Genomic DNA, 12,308 nt, shown 5'->3' on the forward strand with positions numbered 1-12,308 from the left:
GCCATCAGTGCCTCGGCTATCGAAGCAGCAGATACAAGGCGGTAGCGAGACAGCGCAGCCTGTGACGACAGAGATCAAACGCCGGAATTCTGAGCGCCCCGCTCTGCAAGCAAGTCAAGCAACAGTGCCACCCTTGCCTTGATGGGGGAGAGCCCGGCATAGCTGGGGAAGTCCCCCAAATCCCCCACCAAGGACTGACCCTGGCCGCAACGGGTTGCCTTGACGACGCGAACACCGCGCTCACTTGCGCGCAGCAACGCGTCCTTCAATTCATGGTGCAGTGATCCATTGCCCGTGGAAGCCACCACCAGGCCCTTCACCTGCGCGTCTACCAATGCATCTACCGCACGGCCGCTGGAGCCTGCGGCGCTCAGCACCACCTCAACCCAAGGCCAACCCTGCGCCGCAGGCAGATCATTCAACAGGGCTGTGTGGGTTGAATTGGCCTGCGTTGAGGGGCGCCGCAGCCAGCGCACCTGGCCTTCTTCTACCCACCCGCAAGGCCCCGCCTCACCAGAACTGAACGCATCGACCCGGTAGGGAAACGCCTTGTGAACCCAGCGCGCTTCATGAACGGTGCCTGCAGCCACTGCCAGCACGCCCCTGGCATCTGGCTCCAAGGCGACAGCCACAGCGTCCAGCAAGTTTTGCGGCCCATCGGGCGACAAAGCCGTCGCAGGACGCATGGCACTGGTCAACACCACGGGCTTCTCGGGGCTCAAGATGCACTGCAGAAACCAGGCAGTTTCTTCGAGCGTGTCTGTGCCATGGGTAATGACAATACCGCGCACGTCAGGGTCTGCCATCGCATCCCGGCAGCCCATCGCCAGTGCACGCCACACGTCAAAACCCATGTCCTTGCTATCGATCTGCGCCACTTGCTGTGCAACCAGTTCGTGGCCTTGCAACGCCGCCTGCATGCCGGGAATATTCGCCAACAACTCGCCTATCGCGACCTCACCAGCTTTGTAGCCCACGTTGTCAGACATGGAAGCTGCCTTGCCGGCAATCGTGCCACCCGTGCCAAAAACGACGATTTTTTGCTTACTCACTTGCGCACTCCAAAAAACTGGTCAAAAATACAGTTACTGGATTAAAAAACAGTAATCAACCACCTCGCCCTTATCCACACCGCCATGCTCGACAACCCCAAACTCACGGCCCGGCAGCAGCAGATTCTGGACTTGATCCAGCACGCAATAGCGCGAACCGGTGCCCCACCCACACGGGCAGAAATTGCGACAGAGCTTGGATTCAAATCCGCAAACGCTGCTGAAGAGCATTTGCAAGCATTGGCCCGAAAAGGCGTCATTGAACTGCTCAGTGGAACCTCCCGTGGTATCCGCCTGCGCAATGACACCGTCAGGGCCATCAACGCAGCCCGTGGGCAACACTTTGCCAACCCCCTGCAGCAGACAACCCAATTGTTTTTGCCCTTGATCGGACGCGTTGCCGCAGGCTCGCCCATTCTCGCGCAGGAACATGTGGACCAAACCTATTGCGTGGAAAACAGCCTGTTCCAGCACAAGCCTGACTATCTCCTCAAAGTCAGAGGTATGTCGATGCGCGATGCAGGGATCATGGACGGTGATTTGCTCGCAGTGCAAGCGACCAAAGAGGCGCGCAACGGTCAAATCGTGGTGGCGCGTCTGGGCGATGAAGTCACCGTGAAAAGGCTCAAGCGCACCACCAAAGGCGTTGAACTGCTGCCAGAAAACCCAGATTACCCCGTCATCACAGTCCAGCCGGGCGAAGTGTTTGAAATTGAGGGGCTGGCGGTAGGTCTGATCCGCAACACCATGCTGATGTAACGCACAAGGTCAGTGCACAGGTTCCAGGTGGCGGGCGTTTGGCGCAGCAAGTTTGTTTGCGCCAGCCCTGGGACATTCTGTTGTTTTCAATCCTGCCTATGTTCGTCCACCGATTTTCGGAGAATTCACATGGGAACTGGAACCACGCCCCTTGCATCCATCCATAAGCCACTGGCCGCAGTGACGCGCTTTTTGTCGTCGCTCAAGGGCAGCAAACGGCACATCGGCATCGCTTCCAAGCAGCTTGATGGCGATGCGCCACCCAAGCCATTGCCCACACTCGCCACCGGTCATGCGGAAGTGCACTTAACCCTAGCCACCCAAAGCGCTGTGGCTACCACCGTGTCTCGCCGCAGGCAAACTTCGCCACCCAAAGGTCGGCATTTGTACGTTGCGGCAAGCAAACCGATTCAAAAAGGCGAGACTGCAGACCTCTTTGCCACTCCTTCGGAGCGAGATGCCCCCGCAGGCTCAAAGCAGACCCTCAAGCCTCTTCGAATCGTTCACTCACGCGGCGGCAAAGATGGCGGCAGGCTGGTCATTTCCGGACGAATGGCAGACGTATGTGCCGAACTGGACCGTATGGCCGCCAGAGAAGCCGCGTTGGCGTACGGATGACGCCAACGCGCTGACTGAGCACGCCGCCATGGCCCGCCAACCCGCTACATCACGTTGCATATGGCGCTTGCGAAGCGACATCCTGCAAGGAATTGGCGGCGTCTACGAGGCACAATACCGGGATGAATATCGTTATCCTAGACGACTATCAAGACGCGGTACGCAAGCTGCATTGCGCCTCGCGGTTAGACGCCTACACAGCCAAGGTCTACACCAACACCGTCAAAGGGCTGGGCCAACTTTCGGTACGGCTGAAGGACGCAGACATCATTGTGCTGATCCGGGAGCGAACCCAAATCACCCGGCAGCTGATAGAGAAACTCCCTCGACTCAAGCTGATCGCCCAGACCGGGAAGATCGGCAGTCATGTGGATGTCACGGCTTGCACCGAGCGGGGCATTGCGGTCGCTGAAGGTGTGGGCTCACCAGTAGCGCCTGCCGAGCTGACCTGGGCTCTGGTCATGGCAGCCAGCCGTCGCCTACCCCATTACATCGCCAACCTCAAACATGGAGCATGGCAGCAATCCGGCCTCAAAACAGCGTCCATGCCGCCCAACTTTGGGATTGGCTGCGTATTGCGAGGCAAGACCCTGGGGATTTGGGGCTATGGCCGTATCGGTCAGTTGGTAGCTGGCTACGGGCGGGCGTTTGGTATGAACGTCCGAATCTGGGGGCGCGAAGCCTCGCGTGCGAAAGCGCTGACCGATGGTTACCAGGCAGCCAGCACCCGTGAGGAGTTTTTTGCCCAGTGCGATGTTATTTCCCTGCATCTGCGCTTGAATGATGACACCCGCAACATCGTCTCGCTCGAAGATCTTTCATGCATGAAGCCCACGTCTTTGCTGGTGAATACATCACGCGCTGAACTCATTGAGCCCGATGCCCTGATTGCGGCACTGAACCGCGGACGCCCGGGTATGGCCGCCGTGGACGTCTTTGAGAGTGAACCGATTTTGCAGGGCCATGCGCTGCTCAGGCTGGAAAACTGCATTTGCACGCCGCATATCGGCTACGTTGAGCAAGACAGTTATGAGTTGTACTTTGGCGCTGCTTTTGACAACGTCGTGAACTTCATCAAGGGAACGCCCACCAACATCGTCAACCCTGGGGCTTTGCAAGTTCGCCGATAAATGCCCTGCTACTGAGGCACTGCGTGGCGGACTGAAACCAGTTACCGCAAAGAACAAAGGCCTTCTGCTTTCATCAAGCAGAAGGCCTTTTTAGCGAGACCGCTGAACAGGCTTTAGTTCAGAGGAGTCTTCTTGCCATCCTTGTAAACATACAGGGTGATAGCAGGGTTCTTCATTTCGCCGTTGGGTTCAAACTGGATCGTGGAAGTCACGCCCTTGAAGTTGGCCTTCAGCAGCTCAGGGGTGTAAACCTTGGGATCCCAAGAATTGGCGCGCTTCATAGCGTCAACCAGCAGGAAGGTCGCATCATAGGTGTAGGGGCTGTACACCTGGAACTGGTTGGGGTACTTGGCGTCGTACTTGGCCTTCCAAGCCTTGCCGCCAGGCATCTTGTCCAGCGAAGAGCCGCCTTCGGCGCAAACCACGTTGGCCAGTGTCTTGGCACCGGCAGCGAGCTTGGCGATTTCGGACGTGCAGACGCCATCACCACCGAAGTACTTCACGTTGCCCATGCCCAGCTGTTCCATTTGGCGCAGCATAGGGCCAGCCTGTGGATCCATACCGCCGAAGAAGATGGCGTCTGGGTTCTTGGACTTGATGGCAGTCAGAATGGCCATGAAGTCTGTGGCCTTGTCGGTGGTGAACTGCTCGTCAACCACTTTCATGCCCTTGGCTGCAGCGGTCTTCTTGAACACGTCAGCAACGCCTTGGCCGTACGCAGTACGGTCGTCCACGATGGCGACAGTCTTGAGCTTCAGGGTGTCAGCAGCGTAGAAAGCCAGACCAGCGCCCAGGGCGTTGTCGTTGGCAATGATACGGAAGGTGGTCTTGTAGCCGGGCTTGGTCAGGTTGGGGTTGGTGGCCGCGCCGGTGACGTGAGGAATGCCGCAGTCGTTGTAAACCTTGGATGCAGGGATGGTGGTACCGGAGTTCAAGTGGCCCACAACGCCAGCAACCTTGGCATCGCACAGTTTCTGAGCGGCGGCAGTGCCTTGCTTCGGATCAGCAGCGTCGTCTTCAGCAACCAGTTCAAACTTGATCTTCTTGCCGCCGATGGTGACACCTTGTGCGTTCAACTCTTCAATGGCCATGCGGGCGCCATTTTCGTTGTCTTTGCCGTAGTGAGCCTGGGCGCCGGAAACAGGAGCCACGTGACCGATCTTGACCACCTGCTCTTGTGCAGAGGCAACGCCGGCAACAGCTGCGATAGCAGCAACCACGGTCAGTTTCAACTTCAATTGCATATCAATCTCCAGTAAAGGTAAACGCTGAGAATTGTTCTTGTGTCTCAACGCAGTGAAACATATCGCAATTTACAGGCCAGCTCATTAGGGAACACGATTAAATGCAGCGCGAAACCACAGGGGATTACCCTGTTACCGTTGCGCCAAGTCACTTTTGACCTGATGCCAGCTCGTCTGCAACGGCTTCGTACACCGCGTGGCGCACCACCGATTCGATTTCTTCGCGCAGGCGCGGAAGCACCGATCTGGTTTGCTCTTGCACCACCGTGGCGATCGCCTCGCGCAACCTTTGGTCAAGCACCACATCCACGCGCTGCATGACGCGATGAATCATGTATTCCTCGACGCCATCCGGCATGCGCTGGGCGGGTGGCTGCGGGGTCGCGGCCGCCGGTGAAGGGACTGCTGCGGGCATAACAGGCGGCCTCTGAGCCAGACTGGCCGGGGCTGCCCGCACTGGCGCAATCGGGCGGGTTGCAGGCCTCGGGGAGGCTGGAGGCATGACCGGTGCAGCCGCAGGCCGTGGGACACCAGCCACCGGGGCTTGCACCACTTCGGTGAGGGTTGGAACAAATTTCGGAGGAACTCGGGGAGGAGAGGTTGCCACATCAACCCCCTTTCAACACCAAGTCATGCCGGGCGATGGCATAGCCGCGAGAGGCGTATTGCTTCCAACGCAATCGAGCATGCCCCCGATCCTGCTCATCGACGGAACTCACCACCTCGATCAAACGCAAGAAACGCTCGAAACCCGCCGGCACCTGGCTGTCCAGATTCAAAAGCACTTCATGGTGCGGAACCTGGCGCAGCTCACTGGCCAGCACGACCGGGGTAGCGGCAATTTGGTCTTCATCCGCATCGGCAAAGCAATGGGCAACAAAGTCCTGCGGTGAAAAAGACCAGAGCATGCGGTCCAGCTCAGTCAGCACAGGCCGTGGGGCAAGGATCACCAACCGGGCGCCCGCGCGCTGGGCCTTGCGTGCAAAGCGGCACGCATAGGCGAGCTTGTCCGGGGCGTTGAAGTGGAAGGCAATCTCTGTCATCTCTTCTTACTTGGCAGAAGGTGCCCGCCGCACGGTTTTGACAGCCTTGGCGCGCGCTGTGGCGGCGGGCTTGGACTTGGCAGAGGCAGCAGCGTTGCTGGCGTGCGCGAGCAGGTACTGAAGCAGCAGCCCCACAGGGCGACCCGTGGAGCCCTTGGCTGCGCCACCCTTCCAGGCCGTGCCTGCGATATCCAAGTGCGCCCATGGCAAGTCGCCCACAAATTTTTGCAGGAACTTGGCTGCAGTGATGGAGCCACCCGCCCGCCCAGCCACGTTGCCCATGTCGGCAAAATTGCTCTTGAGTCCCTCGGCGTATTCATCGTCGAGGGGCATGCGCCAGCATGGGTCCAGAGACGCTTCACCGGCTTGGTGCAATGCATGCGCCAGCTCATCACGGTTGGCATACAAGCCGCTGCGCACCCCGCCCAGCGCAATCACGCAGGCGCCGGTCAGCGTGGCAATGTCCACGATCGCTGCAGGCTTGAAGCGGGCCGCATAGGTGAGCGCATCGCACAGCACCAGACGTCCTTCCGCATCGGTATTGAGAATTTCGATGGTCTGTCCACTCATGCTGGTAACCACATCACCAGGCTTCACGGCGCGGCCATCGGGCATGTTTTCGCACGCCGGGATCAAACCCACCACGTTCAGCGTGGGCTGCAGCTCGGCCAGGGCCTTGAACACCCCCAACACGCTGGCCGCCCCGCACATATCAAACTTCATCTCGTCCATTTCGGCCGCAGGCTTGATGGAGATACCGCCCGTGTCAAAGGTAATGCCTTTGCCCACCAGGACCACAGCCGGCACATCTTTGCCAGCACCACGGTAATGCAGTTCAATAAAGCGCAGGGGCTGCTCAGTGCCTTGGGCAACCGCCATGAAAGCGCCCATGCCCAGCTTGGCCACTTCCGCCGGGCCGTGCACCTTGCACTGAACGCGGGGCTGCTTGGCCAAAGCCTTGGCCGCATCGGCAAGCATCGTGGGGGTGGCGTAATTGGCGGGCCGGTTGCCCCATTCGCGGGCCAGTTCGATACCCGCCACCAAAGCGACTCCGGCATCAAATTCCGCACGGGCTGCAGCCACATCAGCTACGCCCACCACACAGCGGGTCAGCGCACGCGCTTCGGCTTTGGATTTGGTGGTGGTGTAGACATAGCTGGCTTCTGCCACCGCCTGCACCGCAATGCTGACGTGGGAAGCTGCCAGCGGCGATGCAGACAACACCACCATGCGCTTGATCTGTGGCCCTTTCAGCAAACCAGACAAAGACAGCACCGCTTGCCGCACAGCACGCGCCGAGCCGTCTCCTGTTCCCAGAAACACCACACGCTTTGCAGCCGCTGCCGAGGTCCCATAGCACTGCAGGTGTTTGCCAACCTTGGCGCTGAAGTCCCCCTGCTTGATCGCCTGCGCCACCAGGGCCGACAGCTCATCCCGGCCAGGCTTGAACTCCTCTGGCACCAAAACAGCGAGCAGGTCGCATTTTTCGATGGCGGCCGCTTCCAAATCCAGTTTCTTCAGATCAAAGTTCATAATCGGTGTTTTCCTTCGAGCCAATGTTATTCGATTCATCTATTCGCAAGGAGCTGGCGCGCAGCTTCGGCGCGACGCTGGTGGTGCTGGTCACGGTCGTGATGACCATGATGCTGATCCGCACCCTCGGGCAGGCCTCCCGTGGCAGCGTCAATCCCTCAGACGTCATGCTGGTGATGGGGTTCACCGTGCTCGGCCAGCTGCCCATCATTCTCAGCCTGAGCCTGTTCGTTGCGGTGGTCAGCACCCTCTCCAGAATGTACCGCGACAGCGAAATGGTCATCTGGTTTGCCAGTGGGCGCGGCCTGGCCAGCTTGCTGCGCCCCTTACTGCGATTCGCCTGGCCTGTCATGGCCGTCATCGCTGTGCTGTCGCTGGCGGTATGGCCCTGGTCCAACACGCAGATTCAGGAGCTGAAGACACGTTACGAGCGGCGCAGCGACATTGACCGTATTGCCCCAGGTGAATTCCAGGAATCGGCCAACGGCACCCGGGTGTTCTTCATCGACAAGGACACTCCTGATGAACAAGCGGGCAACAACATCTTCATCGCGACCTCGACGGGTGACAAAGAGACCGTGACCAGCGCCCGCAGCGCCCGCATGGAAATTCGTGGGGAAGACCGGATTGCTGTGCTCAGTAACGGCCAGCGGCTGGAAACCACCCGCAACCAGCCGGGGTTGAAGATCAGCGAATTTGAGGAATATTCGACCCGCATCGGCTCAGCCCCGCCCGGTGCAGCGGAAGAGTTTTCCGTCAAAACCCGCTCGACCCCTGCCCTGCTGGCGCAACCCGTGCCTGTGCACATGGCAGAGTTGGGCTGGCGCGTAGGGCTGGCACTGGCTGCGCTCAATTTCGTCGTGCTGGGGCTGGCCCTGGCCAGCGCCAACCCCCGTGCCGCGCGCAGCACCAGCATGGTGCTGGCACTGTTTGCCTTCATTGTTTACTACAACCTCATGACGCTGGGCCAAAGCTGGGTGGGCTCTGGGCGCATGGGTCTGGTGCCGTTCATGGCTCTGCTGCATGGCGGCACGCTAGGAGCAGGCATGCTTTTGTTGGCGATACGGCACAACCAATGGACGCCCCGCCGCCTTTGGGCACAAAGGAGCCCCGCTTGAATACCCTGCGCCGCATGATTCACCGCGAAGCCGTGTTCGCGGTTGCGTTTGTCACGATGGGCTTTCTGGCCCTGTTCTTTTTCTTCGATTTGGTCGATGAACTGCGCTGGATTGGCCGCACGGGGTCAGACGGCTACCAGCTGTCCCATGCCCTGCTGTTTGTCGCGCTCAGCATTCCCAGCCATTTGTATGAGTTGCTGCCCATCACCGTGCTCATCGGCACCATTTTTGTGATGGCGCGCCTGGCGCAGAGCTCTGAATTCACCATCATGCGCACCAGCGGCATGGGCCCCTGGCTGGCATTGCGCACGCTGCTCACACTGGGTGGCTTCTTTGTGCTGCTGACCTTTGCTGTGGGTGACTACCTTGCTCCGCTCACCGACAAAGCGGCCCAGCTGATCAAGGTGCGCCACCTGGGCAAACTCAGTTCGGGTGCCACCGGGGCGTGGCTCAAGGCGCGCCAGGACGACCACTCCTTCGCCGTCAACGTGCGTGCCATCGGTGCCGATGGCGGGCTGATCGACGTGCGCATCTTTGAGTTTGACGAGCAGGGCAAGATCGCCTCGCAAACCCGTGCAGCAACAGGACAAGTGCAGGGTTCGGACGACGCCGCCTGGGTGCTGCACGATGTGCAGCGCAGCGTCTTTCACCAACGCGCGGCGGATGAAGCCCAGGTAGAGCACCAAAAACTGCCAGAGTGGCGCTGGCCCACCAACATCAGTGCCGACATGATTGCCGCATCGCTGCTCAAGCCTGACCGCATGGCGACGTTTGATCTGTTCCAGTACATCCGCCATCTGGACGACAACGGGCAGTCCGCCCAGCGTTATGAAATCGAGTTTTGGCGCAAGGTCTTCTACCCCTTGAGCTGCCTGGTCATGGTGGTTTTGGCGCTGCCCTTCGCATACCTGCACTTCCGCTCAGGCAGCATTGCAGGCTACGTTTTCGGGGGCGTCATGGCTGGCATCAGCTTCTTTTTGCTGAACAACGTGTTTGGCTACGCGGGCAACCTGCAAAACTGGTCTCCATGGCTTACCGCTGCCGCGCCAGGGCTCATTTACTCTGTGTTGTCACTGGCCGCCTTTGGCTGGCTAGTGCTGCGGCGCTAGCCAGGCGCAGCCCATTTTGGCGCGCTAATTCTTTGATTCCACATCCATGACCGAGCCCACTTCTGCTGTCGTTCTTTTTTCGCACGGCTCTCGCGACCCTCTCTGGCGCGCGCCCATTGAAGCAGTGGCTGCGCGCATCAAGGCAGACCACCCAGCGCGCCCGGTGGTTTGCGCCTATCTGGAACTGAGCGAGCCTCCATTGGCACAAGCGGTGGCAGGCCTGGTAGAGGCAGGCGCAACCCATGTCACCGTGGTGCCCATGTTCCTGGGCACCGGCAAGCACGCCCGCGAAGACCTGCCTGTCCTGGTGCAGCAACTGCGCGACAACCACCCCCAGGTGGCCATTCATGTGCAACCCGCTATTGGCGAAGATCCACGCATGACGGCCTTGATGGCCGACATTGCCTGCGAACGCCCCGCTGCCTGAAACGCAATACGGCAAGCGCCACAGGTTGCGCTCTTGGGCGAATCCGCGTCAGTTCTTTAGATGAATGAAGCATAATGATGCAAATCTTTAGCCTTCATCAGATATGAACCTGCACCAATTCCGCTTCGTGCAAGAAGCCGCCCGCCGCAATCTCAATCTGACCGAAGCTGCCAAGGCCCTGCACACCTCCCAGCCGGGCGTGTCCAAGGCCATCATTGAGCTAGAAGAAGAGCTGGGCGTGGACATCTTTGCCCGCCACGGCAAACGCCTCAAGCGCATCACCGAGCCCGGCCAGCATGTGCTGCAGAGCATCGAAATCATCATGCGCGAGGTGGGCAACCTCAAGCGCATCGGTGAGCAGTTCAGCGCCCAGGACAGCGGTACCCTGAGCATTGCCACCACCCACACCCAGGCCCGCTACGTGCTGCCCGTGCCCGTGGCCCGCCTGCGCGAGTCCTACCCCAAGGTCAACATCAGCCTGCACCAGGCCACACCGCACGAAGTAGCCCGCATGATCATTGACGAGGTGGCCGAGATCGGCATGGCCACCGAATCCCTGGCCGACTACCCCGAGCTCGTCACCCTGCCCTGCTATGAATGGCAGCACGTGCTGGTGGTCCCCAACGGCCACCCGCTGGCACAGAAAGAACGCATCGGCCTGGACGACCTGGCGCACGAGGCCCTCATCACCTACCACCCCTCCTTCACCGGGCGCGGCAAGATCGACCATGCCTTTGCCGCGCGCAAGCTCACGCCCCGCATCGTGCTTGAAGCGATTGACTCCGACGTGATCAAGACCTACGTGCGCCTGGGCCTGGGCATTGGCATCGTGGCCGAGATGGCCATGCGCGACGACCCGCTGGGCGACCTGGTGGTGCGCCCCGTGGGCCATCTGTTTGGGCAAAGCGTGGCCCGCGTGGCCTTCAAGCGCGGCGCGTACCTGCGCAATTTCGTCTATAAATTTGCCGAACTGCTCAGCGACCGCCTGAGCCGTGAACTGATCGCCCGGGCCATGACCGGCCATGTGAACGACTACGAATTCTGACCCGCCCCACCATGACCAACGCCACTTCTGCCGCACGCACGCCCGCCTTTCCCAGCAAGCTGCCCAACGTGGGCACCACCATCTTCACGGTGATGTCCGCCCTGGCCACCGAGCACAACGCCGTCAACCTGGGGCAAGGCTTTCCAGACTTTGAATGCGCCCCTGAACTGGTGGACGCCGTCACCCAGGCCATGAAGGCCGGTCACAACCAATACCCGCCCATGCCCGGCGTGCCCGCACTGCGCGAAGCCGTGGCACGCAAGATCGAGGCGTTGCACGGCCGCGCCTACCACCCCGGCACAGAAATCACCATCACCGCCGGGGCCACACAGGCCATCATCACCGCCATCCTTGCCATCGTGCACGCGGGTGACGAGGTAATCGTGCTCGACCCCTGCTACGACAGCTACGTGCCCAACATCGTGCTGGCGGGAGGCAAGGCCGTGCGTGTACCGCTCACGCCCGGCACCTTCCGCCCCGACTTTGCCAAGATCAGCGCTGCCATCACGCCGCGCACCCGGGCCATCATCATCAACAGCCCGCACAACCCCAGCGCCACCATCTGGACGGCCGACGAGATGCGCCAGCTCGAAGCCCTGCTCGCGCCCACCGACATCCTGCTCATCAGCGATGAGGTTTACGAACACATGGTGTTTGACGGTGCCGAACACCAAAGCGCCGCGCGTTTTGCCGGCCTGGCGGCACGCGCGTTCATCGTGTCCAGCTTTGGCAAGACCTTCCACGTTACGGGCTGGAAGGTGGGCACCGTGGCAGCGCCTGCAGCACTGACGGCCGAATTCCGCAAAGTGCACCAGTTCAACGTGTTCACCGTCAACACTCCCATGCAGCATGGCCTGGCCGCCTACCTGCAAGACCCCACGCCCTATCTGCAGCTTCCCGCCTTCTACCAGGCCAAGCGCGACCTGTTCCGCCAGGGCCTGGAAGGCTCGCGCCTGAAGCTGCTGCCCAGCACTGGCAGCTACTTCCAGTGCGTGGACATTTCGGCCGTGAGCGACCTGAACGAATCAGATTTTTGCCAGTGGCTCACGCGTGAAGTGGGCGTGGCGGCGATTCCACTGTCGGCCTTTTATGGCGACGGCTTTGACCAGCGCGTGGTGCGTTTTTGCTTTGCGAAGAAGGATGAAACCCTGCGCGCAGCGCTGGAGCGCCTGCGCAAGCTTTGAACGCACTGCCAGGGCACTTTGATGCCTTTTAGTACTCTGGCGCTTA

At 60.3% G+C, this 12,308-nt stretch carries 13 protein-coding genes; 8 read left to right on the forward strand and 5 right to left on the reverse strand.

Annotated elements, in window-relative coordinates; all coding sequences use genetic code 11:
* Positions 1 to 74: 74 nt before the first annotated feature.
* On the reverse strand, positions 75 to 1,052 hold the full coding sequence (locus IHV84_RS02395) for an asparaginase (RefSeq protein ID WP_198845655.1): 978 nt from the start codon (positions 1,050 to 1,052) through the stop codon (positions 75 to 77).
* 84 nt (positions 1,053 to 1,136) lie between these two features.
* On the opposite strand from IHV84_RS02395, the gene lexA reads away from it, so the two are divergent.
* The 3 genes from lexA (at position 1,137) to IHV84_RS02410 (ending at position 3,559) form a co-directional block, all read left to right on the forward strand.
* Positions 1,137 to 1,811 carry a transcriptional repressor LexA gene (gene lexA / locus IHV84_RS02400; protein ID WP_198845656.1) on the forward strand — a complete coding sequence of 225 codons (675 nt, stop codon included), beginning with the start codon at positions 1,137 to 1,139 and terminating at the stop codon, positions 1,809 to 1,811.
* Between the two features lie 129 nt (positions 1,812 to 1,940).
* Positions 1,941 to 2,429 (forward strand): hypothetical protein, encoded by a 489-nt coding sequence (locus IHV84_RS02405; RefSeq protein WP_198845776.1) that lies wholly within the window; start codon positions 1,941 to 1,943, stop codon positions 2,427 to 2,429.
* Positions 2,430 to 2,551: 122 nt separating this feature from the next.
* On the forward strand, positions 2,552 to 3,559 hold the full coding sequence (locus IHV84_RS02410) for a D-2-hydroxyacid dehydrogenase family protein (protein WP_198845657.1): 1,008 nt from the start codon (positions 2,552 to 2,554) through the stop codon (positions 3,557 to 3,559).
* Between the two features lie 113 nt (positions 3,560 to 3,672).
* Here the strand turns inward: IHV84_RS02410 and IHV84_RS02415 are convergent, their stop codons facing one another.
* The 4 genes from IHV84_RS02415 to IHV84_RS02430 form a co-directional block, all read right to left on the reverse strand.
* Positions 3,673 to 4,803 (reverse strand): branched-chain amino acid ABC transporter substrate-binding protein, encoded by a 1,131-nt coding sequence (locus IHV84_RS02415; RefSeq protein WP_044394799.1) that lies wholly within the window; start codon positions 4,801 to 4,803, stop codon positions 3,673 to 3,675.
* Between the two features lie 148 nt (positions 4,804 to 4,951).
* The gene (locus IHV84_RS20715) at positions 4,952 to 5,218 is read right to left on the reverse strand and encodes a hypothetical protein (RefSeq protein WP_338071829.1); all 267 of its coding nucleotides are present in this window, start codon (positions 5,216 to 5,218) and stop codon (positions 4,952 to 4,954) included.
* A gap of 193 nt (positions 5,219 to 5,411) precedes the next feature.
* On the reverse strand, positions 5,412 to 5,846 hold the full coding sequence (locus IHV84_RS02425) for a DNA polymerase III subunit chi (protein ID WP_066699357.1): 435 nt from the start codon (positions 5,844 to 5,846) through the stop codon (positions 5,412 to 5,414).
* A gap of 6 nt (positions 5,847 to 5,852) precedes the next feature.
* On the reverse strand, positions 5,853 to 7,379 hold the full coding sequence (locus IHV84_RS02430) for a leucyl aminopeptidase (RefSeq protein ID WP_198845659.1): 1,527 nt from the start codon (positions 7,377 to 7,379) through the stop codon (positions 5,853 to 5,855).
* A 23-nt stretch (positions 7,380 to 7,402) separates the two neighbouring features.
* Between IHV84_RS02430 and lptF the strand changes: the two genes are divergently transcribed.
* From lptF to IHV84_RS02455, 5 genes are all read left to right on the forward strand, one after another.
* Positions 7,403 to 8,497 (forward strand): LPS export ABC transporter permease LptF, encoded by a 1,095-nt coding sequence (gene lptF / locus IHV84_RS02435; protein WP_044394807.1) that lies wholly within the window; start codon positions 7,403 to 7,405, stop codon positions 8,495 to 8,497.
* Entirely contained in the window at positions 8,494 to 9,606 is a 1,113-nt protein-coding gene (gene lptG / locus IHV84_RS02440; protein ID WP_198845660.1) for an LPS export ABC transporter permease LptG, read from the forward strand. Before lptF ends, lptG begins: the two co-directional genes overlap by 4 nt.
* Positions 9,607 to 9,652: 46 nt before the next feature.
* Entirely contained in the window at positions 9,653 to 10,033 is a 381-nt protein-coding gene (locus tag IHV84_RS02445) for a sirohydrochlorin chelatase (protein WP_198845661.1), read from the forward strand.
* Between the two features lie 103 nt (positions 10,034 to 10,136).
* Positions 10,137 to 11,078 (forward strand): CysB family HTH-type transcriptional regulator, encoded by a 942-nt coding sequence (locus IHV84_RS02450; protein ID WP_067512837.1) that lies wholly within the window; start codon positions 10,137 to 10,139, stop codon positions 11,076 to 11,078.
* Between the two features lie 11 nt (positions 11,079 to 11,089).
* On the forward strand, positions 11,090 to 12,262 hold the full coding sequence (locus tag IHV84_RS02455) for a pyridoxal phosphate-dependent aminotransferase (protein ID WP_198845662.1): 1,173 nt from the start codon (positions 11,090 to 11,092) through the stop codon (positions 12,260 to 12,262).
* The last annotated feature ends 46 nt before the right edge of the window (positions 12,263 to 12,308 follow it).

The organism is Acidovorax sp. IB03 (genome assembly GCF_016406015.1).
Classification (GTDB): domain Bacteria; phylum Pseudomonadota; class Gammaproteobacteria; order Burkholderiales; family Burkholderiaceae_C; genus Acidovorax; species Acidovorax temperans.

Coding starts and splice junctions, on each gene's coding strand:
- lexA (WP_198845656.1), top strand. CDS start 1,137: ATGCTCGACAACCCCAAACTCACGGCCCGGCAGCAGCAGATTCTGGAC.
- IHV84_RS02405 (WP_198845776.1), top strand. CDS start 1,941: ATGGGAACTGGAACCACGCCCCTTGCATCCATCCATAAGCCACTGGCC.
- IHV84_RS02410 (WP_198845657.1), top strand. CDS start 2,552: ATGAATATCGTTATCCTAGACGACTATCAAGACGCGGTACGCAAGCTG.
- IHV84_RS02415 (WP_044394799.1), bottom strand. CDS start 4,803: ATGCAATTGAAGTTGAAACTGACCGTGGTTGCTGCTATCGCAGCTGTT.
- IHV84_RS20715 (WP_338071829.1), bottom strand. CDS start 5,218: ATGCCCGCAGCAGTCCCTTCACCGGCGGCCGCGACCCCGCAGCCACCC.
- IHV84_RS02425 (WP_066699357.1), bottom strand. CDS start 5,846: ATGACAGAGATTGCCTTCCACTTCAACGCCCCGGACAAGCTCGCCTAT.
- IHV84_RS02430 (WP_198845659.1), bottom strand. CDS start 7,379: ATGAACTTTGATCTGAAGAAACTGGATTTGGAAGCGGCCGCCATCGAA.
- lptF (WP_044394807.1), top strand. CDS start 7,403: ATGTTATTCGATTCATCTATTCGCAAGGAGCTGGCGCGCAGCTTCGGC.
- IHV84_RS02445 (WP_198845661.1), top strand. CDS start 9,653: ATGACCGAGCCCACTTCTGCTGTCGTTCTTTTTTCGCACGGCTCTCGC.
- IHV84_RS02450 (WP_067512837.1), top strand. CDS start 10,137: ATGAACCTGCACCAATTCCGCTTCGTGCAAGAAGCCGCCCGCCGCAAT.
- IHV84_RS02455 (WP_198845662.1), top strand. CDS start 11,090: ATGACCAACGCCACTTCTGCCGCACGCACGCCCGCCTTTCCCAGCAAG.